We start from the raw sequence: 19007 nt of genomic DNA on the forward strand, positions 1-19007 counted from the left end.
TAGCAAGGAGCCGAATCATGAGCAGCAATGTGGATATCAACCGGCGGCCCGCACCCGATGGGCTGCTGGTGCAGATTGCCGATTACGTGGCCGGTACCGACGCCGGCAGCCCAGAGGCACGGCGCACCGCCCGCCACTGCCTGATGGACACCCTGGGGTGCGGGTTGCAGGCGCTGCGCTTTCCCGAGTGCACCAAGCACCTGGGTCCTGTGGTGCCGGGCACCACTGTGCGCCATGGTGCCCGGGTGCCCGGCACCTCCCATGAACTGGATCCGGTCACCGCCGCCTTCAACATTGGCTGCATCATTCGCTGGCTTGATTTTAACGACACCTGGCTGGCCGCCGAATGGGGTCATCCGTCCGACAACCTGGGGGCGATTCTCGCCACCGCCGATTACCTCAGCCGAGTGGCGGTGGCCGAGGGGCGGGCGCCGCTCACCATGGCCGACGTGCTCACCGCCATGATCAAGGCCCACGAAATCCAGGGTGTGCTGGCGCTGAATAACAGTTTTAACCGAGTGGGGCTGGATCACGTGCTGCTGGTGCGGGTGGCGTCCACCGCCGTGGTGACCAAGATGCTGGGGGGAAGCCGTGCGCAGATAGTAGACGCCCTGTCTCAGGCCTGGGCCGATGGTGGCGCCCTGCGCACCTACCGTCATGCCCCCAATGCCGGCTCGCGCAAGTCCTGGGCCGCCGGCGACGCTGCCGCCCGGGCGGTGCGACTGGCCATGATCACCCTGAAAGGGGAGATGGGGCTGCCGTCGGTGCTGAGTGCGCCCCAGTGGGGCTTTCAGGACGTGCTGTTTGAGGGCAGGCCGATTACCCTGAGCCAGCCACTTGGCAGCTATGTGATGGAAAACGTGCTGTTCAAGCTGAGCTACCCCGCCGAGTTTCATGCCCAGACCGCGGTGGAATGCGCGGTGCAACTGCATGCGCAGGTTGCGGGTCGGCTCGATGACATCGCTCGCATTGAGCTCACCACCCATGAATCGGCCATTCGCATCATCTCCAAAACCGGGCCACTGGCCAACCCGGCCGATCGGGATCACTGCCTGCAATATATGGTGGCGGTGCCGCTGCTGTACGGCACCCTGACCGCCGAACATTACGAAGACGCCTTTCACCAGGGCGATGCCCGCATCGACGCCCTGCGCAACGCTATGCAGGTGGTGGAAGACCCGCGCTACAGCGCCGACTACCTGGAGGCGGACAAGCGCTCCATTGCCAATGCCATACAAGTGTTCTTCACCGACGGCAGCCACACCGAGCGCGTGGAAGTGGAGTACCCCATTGGCCACCGGCGCCGGCGCCACGATGGCATTCCGGTGCTGGAGCGCAAGTTTCTGCAAAGCCTGCTGACCCGATTTCCCCAGGGACAAAGCCGGCGCATTGTTGAACTGTGCCAGGATCAGAGCCGCCTTGAGGCCACGGCGGTGAACGACTTTATGGAACTCCTGATCATCAACTGACTGCAGCGGTCGCTTCAGGTCATGCCAAAGCCGGCCGTCGAGCCGGCTTTTTGGTGGGTAATGGAAGGTTTGAGCAGAATAAAGTGTGACAAGTGTCACGTTAGTCTTCGTGTCCACAAAATTTATATGCATTGTTAACGATCAATCTGTTAATTTGTTCCCATTGATTCGGTTAAATCATTTACATTTCATCGGGTCGTGCAACAACCTTTATGAAGTAGTTAACAGGGAGAGGCCAATGGCTGTACACGAAATGAACAACCCCGAGTTGATGCCGTCCACCGACAAGGACAGAGACATCAACATCTGGGACTTCACCATGCTCTGGGCGGGCATGACCATCAATATGGGCGCCTTTACCATGGGTGCCCAGCTTTATCCGGGACTATCGCCCTGGACCATTATCGGTGCCATTCTGGCGGCCTACGCCATTGTCACCAGCATTCTGATCCTGGCCGGTGATATCGGCATTCGTTATGGCATTCCATTTACCGTCTACATTCGTGGTTGCTTTGGTTACAAGGGTGCCAAGATTCCGGCCGCCTTTCGCGCCATTCCGGCCTGTTTCTGGTTTGGTTTTCAGACCTGGGTGGCGGCGGTGGCCATCGGCAAGGTGCTGGAGATGTGGATCGGTTACAGCAACACCACCATCCTTATTTTGATCTTTGGGGTGCTGCAGGTGGTGAACGCCATTTATGGCATGAAGGCCATGGCCAAGTTCGACTGGGTGGCCATTCCGGCCCTGACCATTCTGATTGGCCTGGTGACCTTCTGGCTGCTGGAAACCAACAATGCCAGCATTGGCGATGTGCTGGCCGCGCCCTCCCTGGACAACGGCTCCTTCGTGTTTGCGGTCATGGCCATTGCCGGTATCTGGATCACCATGGGCCTGAACAGCCCGGACCTGACCCGCAAACTGGAGCGCTCCCGGGATCACAGCAGCAAAAACTTCTTTGTGCGTAACCGCAAGCCCTTTATCGCCCAGCTGGGCGGCCTGATCGTGATTGGCTCCGGCATTCTGATGGTGGGCATGATAGGTGGCATTCTCACCGGAACATGGGACCCGATTGAAATCGTACTGAATTCCATGAGTTCACCCATCGTGCTGATCCTGAGCATGCTGACCATCGCCTTTGCCCAGTGGTCCACCAATACCGTGGCCAACCTGATGCCGTCGGCGCTGATCCTGATGAATGTGTTCCCGCGCCTTAGCTTTGCCCAGGGGGTGTCCATCTCCGGTGTGATTGGTCTGCTGATGATGCCCTGGCTGTTCGCCGACAACCTGCTGTGGTTCAGCGTGGTCACCTCCGGCCTGCTGGGTCCGGTGGCGGGCATCATGCTGGCCGACTTTTATCTGCTGCGCCGTGGCCGCATTCGCGTGGAAGACTTCTATGACCCCAAAGGTCCCTTTGTCTACCAGAACAACTACAACTTGCGGGCCTTTCTGGTATACGGCGTGTCCTTCCTGTGCAGCCTGATCTTTATGGACATGGCCTTCTTTGTGGGCCTGGTGATCAGCGTGGCAGGTTACACCCTGCTGATGAAACCCATCGCCAAACCGGCCGAGCTGCCCGAGGCCGCCGTCGAATCCTGATAATTTCATGTTGTTAATCGTGTGCTTTTGGCCCCGCTTGCGGGGCCTTTTTTTATGGGTGCGGGGCAACCGGGGAGGCGTGGTGGCCCGCTATGGTCGCCGCCAGGGCTGCACCACTTTGAGGCGGCCCTCCGTGCAGCCTGCTCCGTTGTGGTGATTAAGATTCAATAGAAACCAAATGGTGCCGAATGAAAAACCGGCAGCTTTAATGTAAGTGACTGTTTGTAAAGTTCTTATAAAAAATGGCTCGCTTTGTGCTTTAACTCATTTCATCAATACGCCGTGAAATCATTCTATGCACCAGTGTCATGCACCATCGCCATCACACCCTACCGGTTACGGTCCCGCCCGTAGTTGGCCGGCGCAGCTCGACCTGCAGCTGGTGGCCGGCCACTCACGCACTCAGCTCAAAAACATGGTCTTTAGTGGCCCCCTTCGAATTCAGCGGCCCTTTTATCCGGAAGGGCAGACCTGCCACCTGTATTTGCTGCACCCGCCCGGCGGCCTGGTGTCGGGAGATTGCCTGAACATCGACATCGAGGCCGGGCCGGGCAGCCGAAGCCTGCTGACCACCCCGTCGGCGGGCAAGGTATACCGTCGGGACAGCGCCGGAGTGGGCCAGGGGCAGCGGGTGCGGGTGCGGCTGGAAGAGGACGCCGAGCTGGAGTGGTTGCCCCAGGAAACCATCGTCTTTCGGGGCGCCAACGCCGGGCTCGATCTGCATATTGAGCTGGGCGAAGGCGCCCGCTTTATTGGCTGGGAGCTGGTGTGCCTGGGCCGGCCCGCCGGCGAGCAGTGGTTTGATGCCGGCAGCCTGACCCAGCGGCTGCAGCTGTGGCGCAGCGGTCGGTTGCTGTTTAACGAGCGGCTGCAGCTCGAGGCGGGAGATCAGGTGCACCAAGGCCGGGCGGGGCTGCACGGCGGTTGCGTATTCGGCACCCTGCTGGCGGCGGGCCCGTGGCTGAATGACGATGTGATTGCCGTGCTGCGGGCATCGTTGCCGCCCGGTTTCAGCGTGACCGAACGCCTGGGAGTGCTGCTGGTGCGTTACCTCGGTCACGACATGATCGCCTGCCGGGACGGCATGTGGCGGGCCTGGGAGCGGCTGCGTCCGGCGGTGCTGGCCCGTGAGGCCTGTTTTCCCCGTATCTGGTTTACCTGAATTCAGTCACAGGAGTATTCACCATGGAGCTCAGCCCAAGAGAGAAAGACAAACTGCTGCTGTTTACCGCCGCACTGCTGGCCGAGCGCCGGCTGGCCCGGGGACTGCGGCTGAACTACCCGGAAACCGTGGCCTATTTGTCGGCGGCGGTGATGGAAGGTGCTCGCGATGGCCGTACCGTGGCCTCGTTGATGGGCGAGGGCCGCACCTGGCTGAGCCGGGCGCAGGTGATGGACGGTGTGCCCGAGCTGGTGCGCGAGGTGCAGGTGGAGGCCACCTTTCCCGATGGCACCAAGCTGGTGACCCTGCATGATCCCATTCAGTAAGGAGGCACCATGATACCGGGAGAACTGCAACTGGCCGCCGGCGACATTGAATTGAACGCCGGCCGGGAGCGCCGCGAGATCACCGTGGCCAATGCCGGCGACCGGCCCATTCAGGTGGGCTCTCATTATCATTTTGCCGAGGCCAACCCGGCGCTGGAATTTGAGCGTGAGCGGACCCTGGGCTTTCGCCTCGACATCGCCGCCGGCACCGCGGTGCGCTTTGAGCCGGGCCAGCTGCGCACCGTGACCCTGGTGGCCATGGGCGGCCGGCGACGAGTATACGGATTTCGCGCTGCGGTGATGGGGCCGCTTGAAGGAGAGCAATAATGAGCAGGATCAGCCGCGAGGCCTATGCCGACATGTTTGGCCCCACCACCGGTGATCGGGTACGGCTTGCCGATACCGAGTTATGGATTGAGGTGGAACGCGACTTCACCCTGTATGGGGAAGAGGTCAAATTCGGTGGCGGCAAGGTTATTCGAGATGGCATGGGCCAGAGCCAGGCCGGGCGTGCCGACAGTGTGGACACCGTGATCACCAATGCCCTGATTGTGGATCACTGGGGCATCGTCAAGGCCGACGTGGCGTTGAAGGACGGTCGCATTCATGCCATCGGCAAGGCCGGCAATCCGGACATTCAGGACAACGTGACCATCAATGTGGGACCGGGCACCGAGGTGATTGCCGGTGAGGGCCATATTCTTACCGCCGGCGGTGTGGACTCCCATATTCACTATATCTGTCCTCAGCAGGTGGACGAGGCCCTTTGCTCGGGGGTAACCACCATGATAGGCGGCGGCACCGGGCCGGCCACCGGCTCCAAGGCCACCACCTGTACCCCAGGAGAGTGGCACATAGCCCGCATGCTGCAGGCCACCGACGGCCTGCCCATGAACTTCGGTTTTCTCGGCAAGGGCAATGCCAGCCAACCCGAGGCCCTGCGTGAGCAGCTGGAGGCGGGAGCCATGGGGCTGAAACTGCATGAGGACTGGGGCAGTACCCCGGCGGCCATCGACTGCTGTTTGTCGGTGGCGGAAGAATACGATGTGCAGATAGCCATTCACACCGACACCCTTAACGAGTCGGGCTTTGTCGAAGACACCCTGGGTGCCTTCAAAGGGCGAACCATTCATACCTACCATACCGAGGGTGCCGGTGGTGGTCATGCCCCCGATATTCTTACCGCCTGCAGCCTGCCCAATGTGTTGCCGTCGTCCACCAATCCGACCCGGCCCTATACCATCAATACCGTGGACGAGCACCTTGATATGCTGATGGTGTGCCACCACCTGGATCCGGCCATTCCCGAAGACGTGGCCTTTGCCGACTCGCGCATTCGCAAGGAAACCATCGCCGCCGAAGATATTTTGCAGGATCTCGGGGTGATCTCGATGATTTCATCCGACAGCCAGGCCATGGGCCGGGTGGGCGAGGTGATCTGCCGCACCTGGCAGACCGCTCACAAAATGAAGGTGCAACGGGGCCCGCTACTCGAGGATGAGCGGCACGGCGCCGACAACTACCGGGTGAAACGTTATATCGCCAAGTACACCATCAACCCGGCCATCGCCCATGGAGTCAGCCATGAGGTGGGCTCGGTGGAAGCGGGCAAGCTGGCGGATCTGGTGCTGTGGAACCCGGCGTTTTTTGGCATCAAGCCTAGCTTAATCATCAAGGGAGGCAGCATTGCCTGGGCGCCCATGGGCGATGTGAACGGCTCCATTCCCACCCCTCAGCCGGTGCACTACCGACCCATGTTCGGTGCCCAGGGGGCGGCGGCCGCCGCCAGCAGCCTGACCTTTGTCAGCCAGGCGGCGTTGTCTCGGGAGCTGCCCGGCAAACTGGGCCTGAAGCGCCGGCTGGTGGCCTGCGAGCATACTCGCAATATCACCAAGGCCAGCATGATCCACAACAGTGCTACGCCACGGCTGGAGGTGGATGCCCAGACCTATGAGGTGGTGTGCGACGGAGAGTTGCTCAGCTGTGAGCCCGCTACCGTGCTGCCTCTGGCCCAGCTCTATTCCCTGTTTTGAAGAAGGATGAAGCATGCTGAACATGATCCTGAACGAGGGGCCGAGTCCTCGGCCCGCCGACGATACCCTGACCCTGCCCTTTGAGCTGCGCCAGAAGGGACGGCTGCGCGCCGTCAGCGACGGTGGCGTTGAGCTGGGCCTGTTTCTGGAGCGAGGCCGCGTGTTGCTTGCCGGTGACAAACTGGTGAGCGAATGCGGCCGGGTGGTTGAGGTGCGCGCCGGTGCGGAGCCGGTGATCACCGCCCATGCCGCCGACTGGCCCAGCTTTGCCCGGGCCTGTTATCACCTAGGTAATCGCCATGTGACCCTGGAGATTGGCGAGCGCTGGCTGCGCTTTGCGCCGGATCATGTGCTGGAGCACCTGGCCGAACACCTGGGGTTGTGTCTGGAGCGAGAGCAGGCGCCCTTTAATCCTGAGTCCGGCGCTTATCACGGTTTGGGCGGCCACCACCATGACCACTGACGGTGAGTTGCTGGGGCTGTTGCACCTGGCCAGCCCTTCGCTGCCCATTGGTGGTTTCGCCTGGTCCGCCGGTCTGGAGTCGGCCATTGAGCTTGGCTGGGTAAACGACGAAGACGGGCTCAAGGCCTGGCTAGCGGCCACCCTGCAAGGCTTGGCCCACCTCGATTTGCCGGTGCTGCTGCGCCTGCATGACGCCCTGGAAAGCGGGCAGGGCGAGGCGCTGGAGTACTGGAATGACTTTATTCGCGCCAGCCGGGAGACCCGGGAGCTGCTGTTTGAAGACGAGCAGCAGGCCCTGGCCCTGGTGCGGTTGCTAAAGGGGCAGGGGGTGAATGTGGCCGGCCTGCCCGAGCCGCCCGCGCTGATGTGCGCCTGGGCCGTGGCGGCCCGGGCATGGGGCCTGAGCGCCCATTCCGCCGCCCTTGGCTTTGCCTGGAGTTGGCTGGAAAACCAGCTGGCGGTGGCCGCCAAGACCCTGCCCCTGGGGCAGACCGCGGTACAGCGGTTACTGCTGGCGCTGAAACCGGCGCTAAGTGAGACCCTGGCCCTGGCCGCCACCCTGGACGATGACCGGCTTGGCCTGGGCCTGCCCGGTCAGGTGCAGGCCAGTGCCCTGCATGAAACCCAATATTCCCGATTATTCCGGAGCTGAAAAGATGACAACACAATGTTTGCGAGTTGGTGTGGGGGGGCCGGTGGGCTCGGGCAAGACGGCGCTGCTGCGCCAGTTGTGCGCGTCCCTGCGGGCGCATTACAACCTGGCGGTGGTGACCAACGATATTTACACCAAGGAGGACGCCGAATTCCTGCTGCGCCATCAGGCGCTGGAAGAAGACCGCATTCTTGGCGTGGAAACCGGCGGCTGCCCGCACACCGCCATTCGTGAAGACGCCTCCATGAACCTGGCGGCCATCGATACCCTGCAACAGCGCCATGCCGGCCTGGAGCTGGTACTGGTCGAGAGCGGTGGTGATAACCTTTCCGCCACCTTCAGCCCGGAGTTGTCGGATCTGACCCTCTATGTGATCGACGTGTGCGCCGGCGACAAGATTCCCCGCAAGGGGGGGCCCGGCATCACCAAGTCGGATCTGCTGATCATCAACAAGACCGATCTGGCACCCATGGTCAACGCCTCGCTGGAGGTGATGGACAGGGATGCCAAACGCATGCGGGGCGAGCGTCCCTTTGTGTTTACCAACCTGATGCGCGGCGATGGCCTGCTCGAGATTATTCGTTTTATCGAAAAGGAAGGCATGCTGCGATCGCTGCCCGACGATTTTGCCCTTCACGGAGAAACCCCATGAAAAACGCCCTGATCATACTGGCCGCCCTGGCCCCCGTTACCGCCTTTGCCCACCCCGGCCACGAAAGCTCGGGGTTCGCTGCCGGTTTCTTTCACCCCTGGCTTGGCTGGGATCATTTACTGGCCATGGTGGCGGTGGGCATGCTGGCGATGGCCGGCAAGCGTGCACTGGCCTGGCGTTTGCCGCTGGCTTTTGTGGCGGCCATGGTCGCCGGCGCCGGCCTGGGAGTGGCCGGCATCGGCCTGCCCGGGGTTGAGCCCATGATCCTGGCATCCCTGGTGGTGCTGGGGGCGGGTCTGGCCCTGCGTGTGCCGTTGCAGTCGCTGGCCCCTGTTATTTGTGCCCTGTTTGGGCTGTTCCACGGCAATGCCCATGGCCTGGAAGCACCGGTTGAAGGCGCGGTGGCGACCTTTATGGCCGGCTTCGTGCTGGCCACGGCCATGCTGCACGGTTGCGGCATGCTGGTGGCCCGCCACCAGCACGAAGCCGGACTGCGAGTGTTTGGCCTGGTCGTGGCCGGTGCCGGTTTACTGGCCGCGATCTGACGTGTTCCTCCCCCTTGACTGAGGGGGAGGGATCAAAGCCCCCGCGCATTAACCGACAACGGAAATGCGCCCGTCCACATGCTGCCTTCCTGGTCAGCCCTGCCGTGACCACGTTGCCAAAAGTTCCGATTGAGCCGATAATTTCGGTTTACACCATCATTTCAGAGTTACTCCCCCCATGCTTGAACAATATTTTCGGCTCAAAGAGCTCAATACCAATGTCCGCCAGGAAGTGGTGGCGGGCATCACCACCTTCCTTACCATGGCCTACATCATTTTCGTGAATCCAGCGATTCTGTCGGAAGCGGGCATGGATTACGGTGCCGTGTTTGTGGCCACCTGCCTGGCGGCGGCGGTGGGCTGTTTTATTATGGGGCTGGCCGCCAACTACCCCATTGCCCTGGCGCCGGGCATGGGCCTGAACGCCTTTTTTACCTATACGGTGGTGCTGACCGAGGGGTACAGTTGGCAAAGCGCCTTGGGAGCCGTGTTTTTCTCCGGCTGCCTGTTTGTGCTGCTGAGTCTGTTCAAGGTGCGGGAGTGGATCATCAATGCCATTCCCCAGCCGCTCAAGCTCGGTATTGCCGCCGGCATCGGCCTGTTCCTGGCACTGGTGGGGCTGAAAAGTGCGGGCATTATTGTAGACAACCCGGCCACCCTGGTAGGCCTGGGTGACATTACCGGCCTGCAGGCGGGACTGGCGGTGCTGGGCTTTTTTCTGATCATCGGCATGGCGGCCCGGGGCATGCGCGGCGCCGTGATGATCGGCATTCTGGTGATCACCGGCTTGGGGTTGGCCTTTGGTGACATTGAATACAAGGGCATCGTATCGGCGCCGCCTTCCATCATACCCACCTTTATGCAGCTGGACATTGCCGGCGCCTTTAACGTAGGCATGTTGTCGGTGATCTTCGCCTTTTTGTTTGTGGACTTGTTTGATACCTCCGGCACCCTGATTGCCGTGGCCCAGCGCGCCAAGCTGCTGGATGAACAGGGTCGCCTGCCGCGCCTGAGCCGCGCCCTGTTGGCCGACAGTACGGCCTCCATTGCCGGCTCGGTACTGGGTACGTCGACCACCACTTCCTACGTGGAAAGCACTGCGGGTGTGGCCGTGGGTGGCCGCAGCGGCCTCACCGCCGTGGTGACCGGCCTGCTGTTTATTGCCGCCATTCTGTTCTCGCCACTGGCGGGTATGGTACCGGCCTATGCCACCGCCGGCGCCCTGGTCTATGTGGCTGTGCTGATGCTGGCCCAGTTGGCCCACCTGCACTGGGACGATCTGACCGAAGCCGTGCCTGCCGTGGTGGTGCTGGTGATGATGCCCTTTACCTTCTCCATTGCCCACGGCATTGCCTTTGGCTTTATCAGCTTTGTCGGGGTTAAAGTGCTGTCTGGCCGGGCCGGTGAAGTAAGCCCCGTGGTCTGGGCCCTGGCGGCGCTGTTTGCGCTCAAATTCGCCTTTGGCGTGTGAGCGCGCGGTGCGGCATTGACGTCAGTCGCCATTAAATAAAAAAAAGCCCCGAAAACGGGGCTTTTTGGCGTTTATTCGTAGTGAATAATCAGAAGTCGGCGTTGCGCGGGGTGCGCGGGAAGGGAATCACGTCCCGAACGTTGCCCATGCCGGTGACGTAGGCCACCAGGCGCTCAAAGCCCAGACCAAAGCCGGCGTGAGGCACGGTGCCGTAGCGGCGCAGATCCCGGTACCAGCCGTAGTCTTCCTTGTTCAGGCCCATTTCTTCCAGACGGGCGTCGAGCACTTCCAGCACTTCTTCCCGCTGGGATCCGCCGATGATCTCACCAATGCCGGGGGCCAGTACATCCATGGCCGCGACGGTTTTGCCGTCGGGGTTCAGCTTCATGTAGAAGGCCTTGATGTCCTTCGGGTAGTTTTTCACCACCACCGGCGCCTTGAAGTGCTCTTCGGCCAGGTAGCGCTCGTGTTCGGACGACAGATCCACACCCCATTCCACCGGGAATTCGAACGTTCTGCCGGACTGCTTCAGGATCTCTACCGCGTCGGTGTAGTCCACCTGGGCGAAGTCTTTTTCCACAAAGTTTTGCAGACGGGTGATGGCGTCTTTGTCGACCCGCTGGGCAAAGAAGGCCATGTCGTCCATGCGCTCTTCCAGCACTGCCTTGAACACATATTTCAGCATGTCTTCGGCGAGACGGGCGGCGTCGTCCAGATCGGCAAAGGCCAGCTCGGGCTCGACCATCCAGAACTCGGCCAGATGGCGGCTGGTGTTGGAGTTTTCGGCACGGAAGGTGGGGCCAAAGGTGTAGATCTTGCTCAGGGCACAGGCGTAAGTTTCTCCGTTAAGCTGCCCGGACACGGTCAGGAATGCTTCCTTGCCAAAGAAGTCTTCGCCAAAATCGATGTCGCCCTTGTCGGTGCGCGGCAGGTTCTGCAGATCCAGGGTGGAAACCCGGAACATTTCACCGGCGCCTTCGCAGTCGGAGGCGGTAACGATGGGAGTGGCCACCCACATGTAGCCATTCTCATGGAAGAAACGATGCAGCGCCTGAGACAGGCAGTTGCGAACCCGGGCCACGGCGCCAATCAGGTTGGTGCGCGGGCGCAGGTGGGCGTATTCGCGCAGATACTCGATGGTATGGCGCTTGGCAGCCATGGGGTAGGTGTCAGGATCGTCCACCCAACCCACCACCTTTACCTCGGTGGCCTGCAGTTCAAAGTCCTGGCCCTGGCCCTGAGACTCGGTCACGGTACCGGTGACTTCCACCGAGCAGCCGGTGGTCAGGCGCACCACTTCAGACTGATAATTCGCCACGTTATTGGGCACCACGGCCTGCACCGGATTGAAGCAGCTACCATCGTGAATGGCCAAAAACGAAATTCCCGCCTTGGAGTCACGGCGAGTGCGAATCCACCCCTTAACGGTAAGGGGGGTGCCAACGGCATATTTGCCTGCCAGCACATCAGTTACGGATGCGTGGGTCATGTAAATCGCTCTCCAGCTTTGAACTAAACCGGCCCTTGGCCGATACACTATATATAAGGGAGCTAATGTTACTCGTGTGGTGTCAGGACTCAAGCAAAAGATGGGGGGAAAAGCCATGGCCAAACACCCCAAAGACTGGTTAGGAGGCCTGCTGGCGGCGTTGACCGCCGGTGGCTGGACCTTCTATTTCCTGTTGTTGATCCTGTTTCACTACGGCCGGCCCGAGCAGCATTTCGGCTATCTGCGTTACCTGGAAATTGAAGTGCGAACCGTCTGGCTGACCCTGCCCACCCTGTGGTTTCACCTCGGTATCTGGGGGGCGCTGGGGCTGGCTCTGACCACTTTTACCCTGGTGCACCTGAAAGGACGGCGTCACAGCCAGTATCTCAAGGTTTATCTGCTGATGCTGGTGGTGGCCGCGGCGCTGACCCTGCTGTTGTTTTACCTCTATCCTACCTAGACTGAAATGTTGACCATGGTGAATGGTTCGACCCAGGGAGGGAGTGTTATGGCAAGGATATTGCCCAGATTGATGTTGAGCACGACGTTATGGTTCGCGCTGTTGCTGAGTGGTCCGGTGTCGGCCGGGTTGCTGTGGCACAGTAATCAGCAATTGAATGAGGCAGGGCGGCATTTGTATCGGCTGTTATTGCCCGAAAAGAATACCCTGATCGGTATGAGCGTACCAGAGCGAGACCAGTGGCTGACGCAGGAGTGGCTCGGGGTGCTGAAGGCGCGGGAACATTTTGCTCAATACTCCCTTCCGCAGCACTGGCGCAGTGAGGGTTTTAAGCTGGCTCGTGAACAAGGCAACTTAGCGGTATATATGGAAAGTCAGGCGCCTGACTACAATGGTTATCGCGAACTCCACCGACATTATGAACGCCTGGCACGAAAGCAGAATTACACAGTGTTACCTGCGGGGCCGAATGTACGGCCGGGTGAGCGGGACGGGGTCATACCTGCTTTGCGCCGAAGGTTGGCGGAACTGGGCCGGCAAGTGCCGGCGCCGGTCAGCCGGGCCGATGTGCTGGATCCACCGTTAAGTGAAACTCTTTCCGCCCTGCAGCGGGCGGGAGGTCTTGAGGTGACAGGCGGGCTCAACGAGGATATCCGCGCCCTGTTGAATCGTTCACCTGCCGCGCTCAGGGCCGAGATTAAGACCAACCTGCGTCGCTGGCTGCACTTGCCGCCGGCCACGACCGATTATGTACTGATCAATATTCCTTCTTACCGTCTGACCTTGGTGCGGGCGGGTCAACCCAGGCTGTCCATGAAGGTGATCGTAGGCCGGCCCGACTGGCCCACTCCCGAACTGGCCACCCATATCGATGCGCTCAAGGTCAATCCGGACTGGACTCCCACCGACAATATATTGCGGGAAGATTTGCTACCGGCCCAGCGTAAGGACGGTGGTTACCTTGACCGCAACGGTTTCCGCGTCTGGTTGCCAGATCGTAGTGAGCCGGTGCCGCCCTCCAGCATCGACTGGCAAAACCCACCTTCCGGTTTGCGTCTGGTACAGCAACCGGGACCGACTAATGCCCTCGGGCAACTCAAGTTTGAAATGCGTAACCGCCACAGCGTGTATTTGCATGACACCCCCGACAAATCCCTGTTTGGGCGGGACCGGCGGGCGTTAAGCCACGGCTGCGTACGCCTGGCCGAGCCCGCCGCCCTGGCACAAGGTTTGGGCTGGCAAATGCCCGAACACGAACGCACCCAGCTGTTACCACCGGCTGAGCGGCTGCCGGTATATATGGTGTATTTTACCGCCTGGAGCGAGGGTGGCAGCCTGGTGTTTGCGGGGGATATTTATGGAAAGAACGAACACATATAAGACTGAGCGGCCTTTGACGGGCCTATACTTGTATTGTTGACAGCACCATATTTAAAACCTGATTGCTTACATGGAGGTAGACATCATGTTTAATCAATTAAAGCGTCTTTGGCATGACGAATCAGGCCTGACCACGGTGGAGTATGCGGTGGCCGGCGCCCTGCTGGCTACCGGCGTGGCGGCCGCCTTTGTTGCGCTGGGTGGTGCGGTGGAAGCCCGGACCAACACTATGTGTGCCGAGGTCAAGAACGACGGCAGCAGTTGCTAACGCTGCATTTACCTGGCAATGACCTGCCCGCTCGCCACCGGCGAAGCGGGCATTTTTTTCCTGCCACCGGGCAGCAGAGCCCGGAACAACCGAAAAAAGCGAACCAAAGGGGTCCGGTTCAGGGCAGATTGTTCGGAAACTTTCACGTGAACTACCCCTTGGTATTAGCTATAAATAATAACAAGCGACATGCTTAAGGACCGGAAAATGCCGGGACATATAATCGAACAGCAAGGAGGCCGCGCGACTATATGAATAACACAGGCACAGGCGGTGCCGAAGCTAAATGATAAATAATTAAAAGCTGTAAATGTTAACCAGGAAGGTTTTCTGTGATACAGGGAACTGAAAACACAAACAAGGAAAGAGGGTTTTCTTATGTTTATTGCAAAAGAACTGCTGCGTCTGGTGAATGATGAAGATGGTCTGACCATGGTGGAATACGCGGTTGCCGGTGCGTTAATTGCTGCGGGTGCAGCCACTGCATTCACTAACCTTGGTGAGGCGGTTGAAGAAGAAATCAACGGCCTCTGTACCACTATAGGTGCGGCGAGTGGTGGTAGCTGCACCAGCTAATGATACGCTTTATTTCAAGGGTGGGCCTTGCCCACCCTCTTACCTTATGGTGATGCTATGGAACAGCTACCATTGCTGGCTTTATTGGTTTGTGCCGCCTGGATGGATCTCAGAACGCACAAAATCCCCAATTTTATTACCCTTCCATTTATTCCGCTGGGTATCCTTTTTCATACCATGTTTGGCGAAGGGGCCATATATTCCCTGTCCGGGCTGGCGTTTTCATTTTTACTGTTGTTCCCGTTTTTTATACTGAGAGTCTTCGCCGGTGGTGATGTCAAACTAGGTATGGCCATTGCTACCTTTACCGGCTGGCAGCTATTCATTGAGTCCCTGCTTTATGGCCTGATGATTGGCCTGCCTCTAGTGTTAATACTGGCCTGGCGTAGAGTCGGTTGGCAAGGATTTAAAACCAGTTTCAGTCGCTATATGTTGATCTTCGGCACCCGTCGTTACATGACCCCGGCAGAAAACGAGATGGCTGGATTAAAGGTGCCCTATGGTCCGGCGCTTGCCCTGGGGGCGGCCCTGGCGGTGATGCTGAACAAATACCAGATATTTACCTTGGTATCCTAGCTATCAGCTGATCAAAGTAAAACTTACAGCTTAAAAAAGAAGGAGGTAACAAGGATGTACCTGCCTAAACCCAAAAAACTGGCCGAAACCGGCCTGACAAAGGAACTGTTGTTCCGATTGATACTGCGCCATTTGCAGGAGGAGGCCTCGCTGTCGCTGCCGGCTCTGGTCGATCGCCTGTGCCTGCGGGGCAGCATCGTCGAGCCCCTGCTGCAGGAGCTGAAAACCCTACAACTGGTGGAGGTGCGCACCTCCGGCCGTATGGATGAGGCTATTCGTTTTGCCCTGACCCAAAAAGGCCAGTATGAGGCTCAGGTGCTGAACGAACGTGACGGCTACATAGGTCCAGCCCCTATTCCACTGGTGGACTACAATCGTTTGGTTCAGGCTCAGTCGCTGGGCGAGCATAGCATACGCCGGGAGCAGCTGGAGTTGGCCCTGGCCGATATGGTCATCAGCCCGGAGTTGGTCAATGTTTTGGGACCGGCACTTAACTCACGTCGACCTCTGCTTATTTACGGTCATGCCGGCACCGGTAAAAGTTTTTTATGTCACCGCTTTAACAAGGTTTTTGATGAGCATATTTATGTGCCTCATGCCATCGCGGTGCAGAATACCATCATTCCGTTGTTCGACCCTATTTATCACTGGCGGGTGGTAGGTAATGATGACGACCTTGATGCCCGCTATATTCCCTGCCATCGCCCACTCGTGATGGTGGGGGGCGAGCTCAAGCTCGATATGCTGGAAGTGCATTTCGACAGGCAGTCCCGTCAATACAGTGCGCCACTGCAAATGAAGGCCAATAACGGTGTCCTCCTTATCGATGACCTGGGGCGCCAGGGCTTTTCTGCCGATGAGTTGTTTAACCGTTGGATTGTGCCGATGGAGGAAAGGCGGGACTTTCTGTCTTTGCCTAATGGTCTTCATTTTGACATTCCCTTTGAACAGATACTGGTGTTTTCCACCAATCTGGATCCGGAAAGTATTGCCGATGAAGCCTTTCTGCGCCGCTTGGGGTACAAGCTGCAGTTGCAGGCCATGCCGGAAGAACTTTACCGAAAAGTCTGGAACATGAACCTGGAGAAATATCAGCTTTCTGCTACCGAAGCATTATTCCGCTTTATGGTGGACAAACTGCACAAAGGCAGTAACAAACCAATGATTGCCTGTTATCCAAGGGACATTCTGGGGATTGCTCGGGACATTATGCACTTTAACGGTCAGGCCGATGAACTACTGACCGAGGATATTTTAACCAAGGCCTGGCATATGTATTGTGTGCACTGACTATACTTCCAGCGCGGATTCATTCAGCTAACCAAGGATTCGGTTATGAAAACACGTACTCTGCTATTGTTTGTTCTGTCCGTTGGCTTTGGGGTGGCGGCGGCCATCATGGCCAACAATTGGCTCAATCAGCAAAGCCGGGCGGCGCAGGCCAGGGCTGAAGGTGACACTACTCAGGTGGTTGTGGCGGCGGTAGACCTGGTGCCCGGTGCTCCCATTGAGCCCATTCATGTACAACTCAAAGACATCGACAGCCGTCTGGTTCCGCCTGGTGCGCTCACCAACCTGGAAGAAGTTAAAAACATGGTGGCCAAGAACAATCTCTACCGGGGCGATGTGCTGCGCCGGGAGCGGTTGGCGCCGGTGGGTGAGGGCAGCACCCTTTCCGTGTTGCTTGAGCCCGGTATGAGGGCGGTCACCGTGCGGGTGAACGATGTTATCGGCGTAGCCGGTTTCCTGCTGCCCGGCAACCGGGTCGATATTCTGTTTACCGAAGGCAGCATGACCCGTACCGTGTTGAAAAACCTCAAAGTGCTGGCGGTAGATCAGACCCAGCATACCGATGAAAATCGCCCCAAACTGGTTCGCGCCGTCACCCTTGAAGTTGATCCCGAGCAGGCCGAACGACTGGTAAACGCCAGTTCCAATGGGCGAATTCAGCTGGCCCTGCGCAACCCCAATGATGCACAGGATCTGCAACTCGATACCGTGGCTGCCGTGGCCAGTGAACCACAGTCCGTGTCCGGGTCCGAACCGGCTCCCAGAGTGATACGGCCCCGTTCATCCACTGTTGATCTTATAAAAGGCACCAGCCAGCAGCAGGTGCCGGTAAAAAGCTGACCATTAAACATATATTCTGACTTTTAGTGCACATGGAGGTGGCCATGAGAGCCTTTTTGGGAAGCGTATTAGGGTTAACACTGCTGGTGGCTACCGGCCCGGTAATGGCCGGTGGCAGCATGAACGAGGCGGGTAACGAAATGCAGTTGCCCATTCATAAATCCCGCTCACTTATGCTCGACCGGCCCGCCAGCCGGGTGTCGGTGGGCAACCCGGCCATTGCCGATGTGTTGGTGCTGCAGGACAGGGAGCTTTACCTGGTGGGCAAGTCGCTCGGCCACACCAACCTGATGGTGTGGGACATGAACGACAACCTGATGCAGGTATACGACATTGAAGTAAGCCACGATCTGCAGGGGCTGAAAGAGCGCCTGTACCGTTTTCTGCCCAACGAGCCCATTCAGGTGCACACCTCCCAGGGGCAGTTGGTGGTCAGCGGTGAGGTGTCCAACCTCGACCGGCTCAACGCCGCCTACGAGCTGACCCGGGGCTATGTGGTGGCTGCCGAGGGAGGCGTGGCCCGCTCCGAGGTGATGAACATGATGAGCGTGGGCGGTGGCCAGCAGGTGATGCTGGAAGTCACCGTGGCCGAGGTGGCCCGGGATACCTCCCGCAGTTGGGAATCGGCTTTTGAATTGTTGGAAAGCTCCGGTAACTGGGGCTTCTCGCTGTTGCGCGACAGCGTTGCTGATCTGGCCAGCTTTGGCACTAACACCGCCATCGGCAGTTTCTCCAGTGCCGATACCGTGTTTAATGTGGCGCTGGATCTGGCCAAGACTCGGGGTCTGGCCCGGGTGCTGGCCGAACCGCGCATTACCGCTATCAGTGGTCAGTCGGCCGAGTTTCTCTCCGGTGGTGAATACCCTGTGCCGGTGCCCACCGAAGACGGGGTGGCCGTGGAGTTCAAGGAGTTTGGGGTGGGACTCAAGTTCACGCCGGTGGTGCTGGGTAGCGGCAAGATTAATCTTAACCTGAACGTGAGTGTAAGCGAGCCGGTGGTGGCCAATTCCGCCAACGTACCGCTGTTTGGGGATATCACCGCCCTCAGCAAGCGCAGTGCCGGCACTACCGTTGAACTGGGGGATGGTCAGACCATCAGTATCGCCGGCCTGCTCAGTGAAAATAACCGGGAGCAGGTCAGTCAAATGCCTTTTGTGGGGGATATTCCGGTGCTGGGCAACCTCTTTACCAGCCGCAGCTTTGCCAAGGGGGAGTCCGAGCTGGTGATCATGGTCACCCCCCGCCTGGTGCGCCCCTTCAACAAAGAGCAGGTGACCCTGCCTACCGACGGGTTTATTGAGCCCAACGATCTCGAATTTTACCTGCTGGGTCGCATGTCGCACCGTTCCCGGGTAAATGACGGGGCTCCGACCACGGAGCAAACCGGCAATACCGGTGTTAACCCTGCCATGGGCGAGGGTGGCATGGAGCAGACCTATGGCCAGTCGCTGTAAAACCACGAGCAGAGGAACAAGGAGAACCACCATGAAACAGTTATTGCTTACCCTGCTGGCCGCCGGGGTGCTTACAGGCTGTGCCAGTGAACGTCACTACGGGTTTGATATGGGCCAGGATATTAAGGAGCTCGATACCCTTCAGGTGCTGGATCCCGGCGCCGCTGCCCGTAACGACGGCAAATTGACCGCCCTTGCTCTAAATGGAGAGTATGGCGTGTCGTTGCATGATCAATATGTGAAAGGCGCCGAGGCCCCGGCCGAAGGCAAAACCCAGGTAACCCTGAACTTTGGTGATTAAGGAGTC

The 19007-nt window shown here is 59.1% G+C and carries 21 protein-coding genes; 20 read left to right on the forward strand and 1 reads right to left on the reverse strand.

Going from position 1 to position 19007, the window contains the following annotated elements:
- The first annotated feature begins 17 nt into the window (after window positions 1–17).
- The 11 genes from B6S08_RS01925 to B6S08_RS01975 all read left to right on the forward strand — a co-directional run bounded on the left by B6S08_RS01925 (window position 18) and on the right by B6S08_RS01975 (window position 10367).
- Window positions 18–1469, forward strand: coding sequence for a bifunctional 2-methylcitrate dehydratase/aconitate hydratase (locus B6S08_RS01925; protein WP_094199093.1), 1452 nt, complete (start codon window positions 18–20; stop codon window positions 1467–1469).
- Window positions 1470–1707: 238 nt separating this feature from the next.
- Window positions 1708–3063 carry a cytosine permease gene (locus tag B6S08_RS01930; protein WP_094199094.1) on the forward strand — a complete coding sequence of 452 codons (1356 nt, stop codon included), beginning with the start codon at window positions 1708–1710 and terminating at the stop codon, window positions 3061–3063.
- 295 nt (window positions 3064–3358) lie between these two features.
- Window positions 3359–4225, forward strand: a complete 867-nt coding sequence (locus B6S08_RS01935) for an urease accessory protein UreD (protein ID WP_094199095.1) — start codon at window positions 3359–3361, stop codon at window positions 4223–4225.
- A 23-nt stretch (window positions 4226–4248) separates the two neighbouring features.
- Window positions 4249–4551: an urease subunit gamma gene (locus B6S08_RS01940; RefSeq protein ID WP_094199096.1), complete on the forward strand. Its 303-nt coding sequence runs from the start codon at window positions 4249–4251 to the stop codon at window positions 4549–4551.
- A gap of 9 nt (window positions 4552–4560) precedes the next feature.
- The gene (locus B6S08_RS01945) at window positions 4561–4878 is read left to right on the forward strand and encodes an urease subunit beta (protein WP_094199097.1); all 318 of its coding nucleotides are present in this window, start codon (window positions 4561–4563) and stop codon (window positions 4876–4878) included.
- The gene (ureC, locus tag B6S08_RS01950; RefSeq protein ID WP_094199098.1) at window positions 4878–6584 is read left to right on the forward strand and encodes an urease subunit alpha; all 1707 of its coding nucleotides are present in this window, start codon (window positions 4878–4880) and stop codon (window positions 6582–6584) included. Before B6S08_RS01945 ends, ureC begins: the two co-directional genes overlap by 1 nt.
- A gap of 13 nt (window positions 6585–6597) precedes the next feature.
- Window positions 6598–7047 carry an urease accessory protein UreE gene (ureE, locus tag B6S08_RS01955; RefSeq protein WP_094199099.1) on the forward strand — a complete coding sequence of 150 codons (450 nt, stop codon included), beginning with the start codon at window positions 6598–6600 and terminating at the stop codon, window positions 7045–7047.
- The gene (locus tag B6S08_RS01960) at window positions 7037–7699 is read left to right on the forward strand and encodes an urease accessory protein UreF (protein ID WP_094199100.1); all 663 of its coding nucleotides are present in this window, start codon (window positions 7037–7039) and stop codon (window positions 7697–7699) included. Before ureE ends, B6S08_RS01960 begins: the two co-directional genes overlap by 11 nt.
- A 4-nt stretch (window positions 7700–7703) precedes the next feature.
- The gene (gene ureG, locus B6S08_RS01965; RefSeq protein WP_094199101.1) at window positions 7704–8351 is read left to right on the forward strand and encodes an urease accessory protein UreG; all 648 of its coding nucleotides are present in this window, start codon (window positions 7704–7706) and stop codon (window positions 8349–8351) included.
- Window positions 8348–8896, forward strand: a complete 549-nt coding sequence (locus B6S08_RS01970) for a HupE/UreJ family protein (protein ID WP_094199102.1) — start codon at window positions 8348–8350, stop codon at window positions 8894–8896. Before ureG ends, B6S08_RS01970 begins: the two co-directional genes overlap by 4 nt.
- 178 nt (window positions 8897–9074) lie before the next feature.
- The gene (locus tag B6S08_RS01975) at window positions 9075–10367 is read left to right on the forward strand and encodes an NCS2 family permease (protein WP_094199103.1); all 1293 of its coding nucleotides are present in this window, start codon (window positions 9075–9077) and stop codon (window positions 10365–10367) included.
- Between the two features lie 88 nt (window positions 10368–10455).
- Here the strand turns inward: B6S08_RS01975 and asnS are convergent, their stop codons facing one another.
- On the reverse strand, window positions 10456–11856 hold the full coding sequence (gene asnS, locus B6S08_RS01980; protein WP_094199104.1) for an asparagine--tRNA ligase: 1401 nt from the start codon (window positions 11854–11856) through the stop codon (window positions 10456–10458).
- Between the two features lie 115 nt (window positions 11857–11971).
- On the opposite strand from asnS, the gene B6S08_RS01985 reads away from it, so the two are divergent.
- From B6S08_RS01985 to B6S08_RS02025, 9 genes are all read left to right on the forward strand, one after another.
- Window positions 11972–12316, forward strand: coding sequence for a hypothetical protein (locus B6S08_RS01985; protein ID WP_094199105.1), 345 nt, complete (start codon window positions 11972–11974; stop codon window positions 12314–12316).
- Window positions 12317–12823: 507 nt separating this feature from the next.
- Window positions 12824–13696, forward strand: a complete 873-nt coding sequence (locus B6S08_RS01990) for a L,D-transpeptidase family protein (RefSeq protein WP_245849793.1) — start codon at window positions 12824–12826, stop codon at window positions 13694–13696.
- Between the two features lie 85 nt (window positions 13697–13781).
- Window positions 13782–13964, forward strand: coding sequence for a Flp family type IVb pilin (locus tag B6S08_RS01995; protein ID WP_206063718.1), 183 nt, complete (start codon window positions 13782–13784; stop codon window positions 13962–13964).
- Between the two features lie 378 nt (window positions 13965–14342).
- Window positions 14343–14540 carry a pilus assembly protein gene (locus B6S08_RS02000; RefSeq protein ID WP_094199108.1) on the forward strand — a complete coding sequence of 66 codons (198 nt, stop codon included), beginning with the start codon at window positions 14343–14345 and terminating at the stop codon, window positions 14538–14540.
- Between the two features lie 57 nt (window positions 14541–14597).
- The gene (locus B6S08_RS02005) at window positions 14598–15116 is read left to right on the forward strand and encodes an A24 family peptidase (protein ID WP_094199109.1); all 519 of its coding nucleotides are present in this window, start codon (window positions 14598–14600) and stop codon (window positions 15114–15116) included.
- 54 nt (window positions 15117–15170) lie between these two features.
- Entirely contained in the window at window positions 15171–16406 is a 1236-nt protein-coding gene (locus B6S08_RS02010; protein ID WP_094199110.1) for an AAA family ATPase, read from the forward strand.
- Between the two features lie 45 nt (window positions 16407–16451).
- Window positions 16452–17246 carry a Flp pilus assembly protein CpaB gene (gene cpaB, locus B6S08_RS02015; protein WP_094199111.1) on the forward strand — a complete coding sequence of 265 codons (795 nt, stop codon included), beginning with the start codon at window positions 16452–16454 and terminating at the stop codon, window positions 17244–17246.
- Between the two features lie 44 nt (window positions 17247–17290).
- Window positions 17291–18700 (forward strand): type II and III secretion system protein family protein, encoded by a 1410-nt coding sequence (locus tag B6S08_RS02020; RefSeq protein WP_094199112.1) that lies wholly within the window; start codon window positions 17291–17293, stop codon window positions 18698–18700.
- A 31-nt stretch (window positions 18701–18731) separates the two neighbouring features.
- Complete coding sequence (locus B6S08_RS02025) at window positions 18732–19001, forward strand: addiction module component (RefSeq protein ID WP_094199113.1); 270 nt, start codon at window positions 18732–18734, stop codon at window positions 18999–19001.
- Window positions 19002–19007 lie beyond the last annotated feature (6 nt).

This window comes from Oceanimonas doudoroffii (genome assembly GCF_002242685.1).
Taxonomy (GTDB): domain Bacteria; phylum Pseudomonadota; class Gammaproteobacteria; order Enterobacterales; family Aeromonadaceae; genus Oceanimonas; species Oceanimonas doudoroffii.

Bases quoted from the DNA above. Each gene is read 5' to 3' on its own strand.
- B6S08_RS02020 (WP_094199112.1), top strand. From the start codon at position 17,291: ATGAGAGCCTTTTTGGGAAGCGTATTAGGGTTAACACTGCTGGTGGCT.
- B6S08_RS01975 (WP_094199103.1), top strand. From the start codon at position 9,075: ATGCTTGAACAATATTTTCGGCTCAAAGAGCTCAATACCAATGTCCGC.
- ureG (WP_094199101.1), top strand. From the start codon at position 7,704: ATGACAACACAATGTTTGCGAGTTGGTGTGGGGGGGCCGGTGGGCTCG.
- cpaB (WP_094199111.1), top strand. From the start codon at position 16,452: ATGAAAACACGTACTCTGCTATTGTTTGTTCTGTCCGTTGGCTTTGGG.
- ureE (WP_094199099.1), top strand. From the start codon at position 6,598: ATGCTGAACATGATCCTGAACGAGGGGCCGAGTCCTCGGCCCGCCGAC.
- B6S08_RS01925 (WP_094199093.1), top strand. From the start codon at position 18: ATGAGCAGCAATGTGGATATCAACCGGCGGCCCGCACCCGATGGGCTG.
- B6S08_RS01995 (WP_206063718.1), top strand. From the start codon at position 13,782: ATGTTTAATCAATTAAAGCGTCTTTGGCATGACGAATCAGGCCTGACC.
- B6S08_RS01985 (WP_094199105.1), top strand. From the start codon at position 11,972: ATGGCCAAACACCCCAAAGACTGGTTAGGAGGCCTGCTGGCGGCGTTG.
- asnS (WP_094199104.1), bottom strand. From the start codon at position 11,856: ATGACCCACGCATCCGTAACTGATGTGCTGGCAGGCAAATATGCCGTT.
- B6S08_RS01970 (WP_094199102.1), top strand. From the start codon at position 8,348: ATGAAAAACGCCCTGATCATACTGGCCGCCCTGGCCCCCGTTACCGCC.
- ureC (WP_094199098.1), top strand. From the start codon at position 4,878: ATGAGCAGGATCAGCCGCGAGGCCTATGCCGACATGTTTGGCCCCACC.
- B6S08_RS02025 (WP_094199113.1), top strand. From the start codon at position 18,732: ATGAAACAGTTATTGCTTACCCTGCTGGCCGCCGGGGTGCTTACAGGC.
- B6S08_RS02005 (WP_094199109.1), top strand. From the start codon at position 14,598: ATGGAACAGCTACCATTGCTGGCTTTATTGGTTTGTGCCGCCTGGATG.
- B6S08_RS01935 (WP_094199095.1), top strand. From the start codon at position 3,359: ATGCACCAGTGTCATGCACCATCGCCATCACACCCTACCGGTTACGGT.
- B6S08_RS01940 (WP_094199096.1), top strand. From the start codon at position 4,249: ATGGAGCTCAGCCCAAGAGAGAAAGACAAACTGCTGCTGTTTACCGCC.
- B6S08_RS01960 (WP_094199100.1), top strand. From the start codon at position 7,037: ATGACCACTGACGGTGAGTTGCTGGGGCTGTTGCACCTGGCCAGCCCT.
- B6S08_RS02000 (WP_094199108.1), top strand. From the start codon at position 14,343: ATGTTTATTGCAAAAGAACTGCTGCGTCTGGTGAATGATGAAGATGGT.
- B6S08_RS01930 (WP_094199094.1), top strand. From the start codon at position 1,708: ATGGCTGTACACGAAATGAACAACCCCGAGTTGATGCCGTCCACCGAC.
- B6S08_RS01945 (WP_094199097.1), top strand. From the start codon at position 4,561: ATGATACCGGGAGAACTGCAACTGGCCGCCGGCGACATTGAATTGAAC.
- B6S08_RS02010 (WP_094199110.1), top strand. From the start codon at position 15,171: ATGTACCTGCCTAAACCCAAAAAACTGGCCGAAACCGGCCTGACAAAG.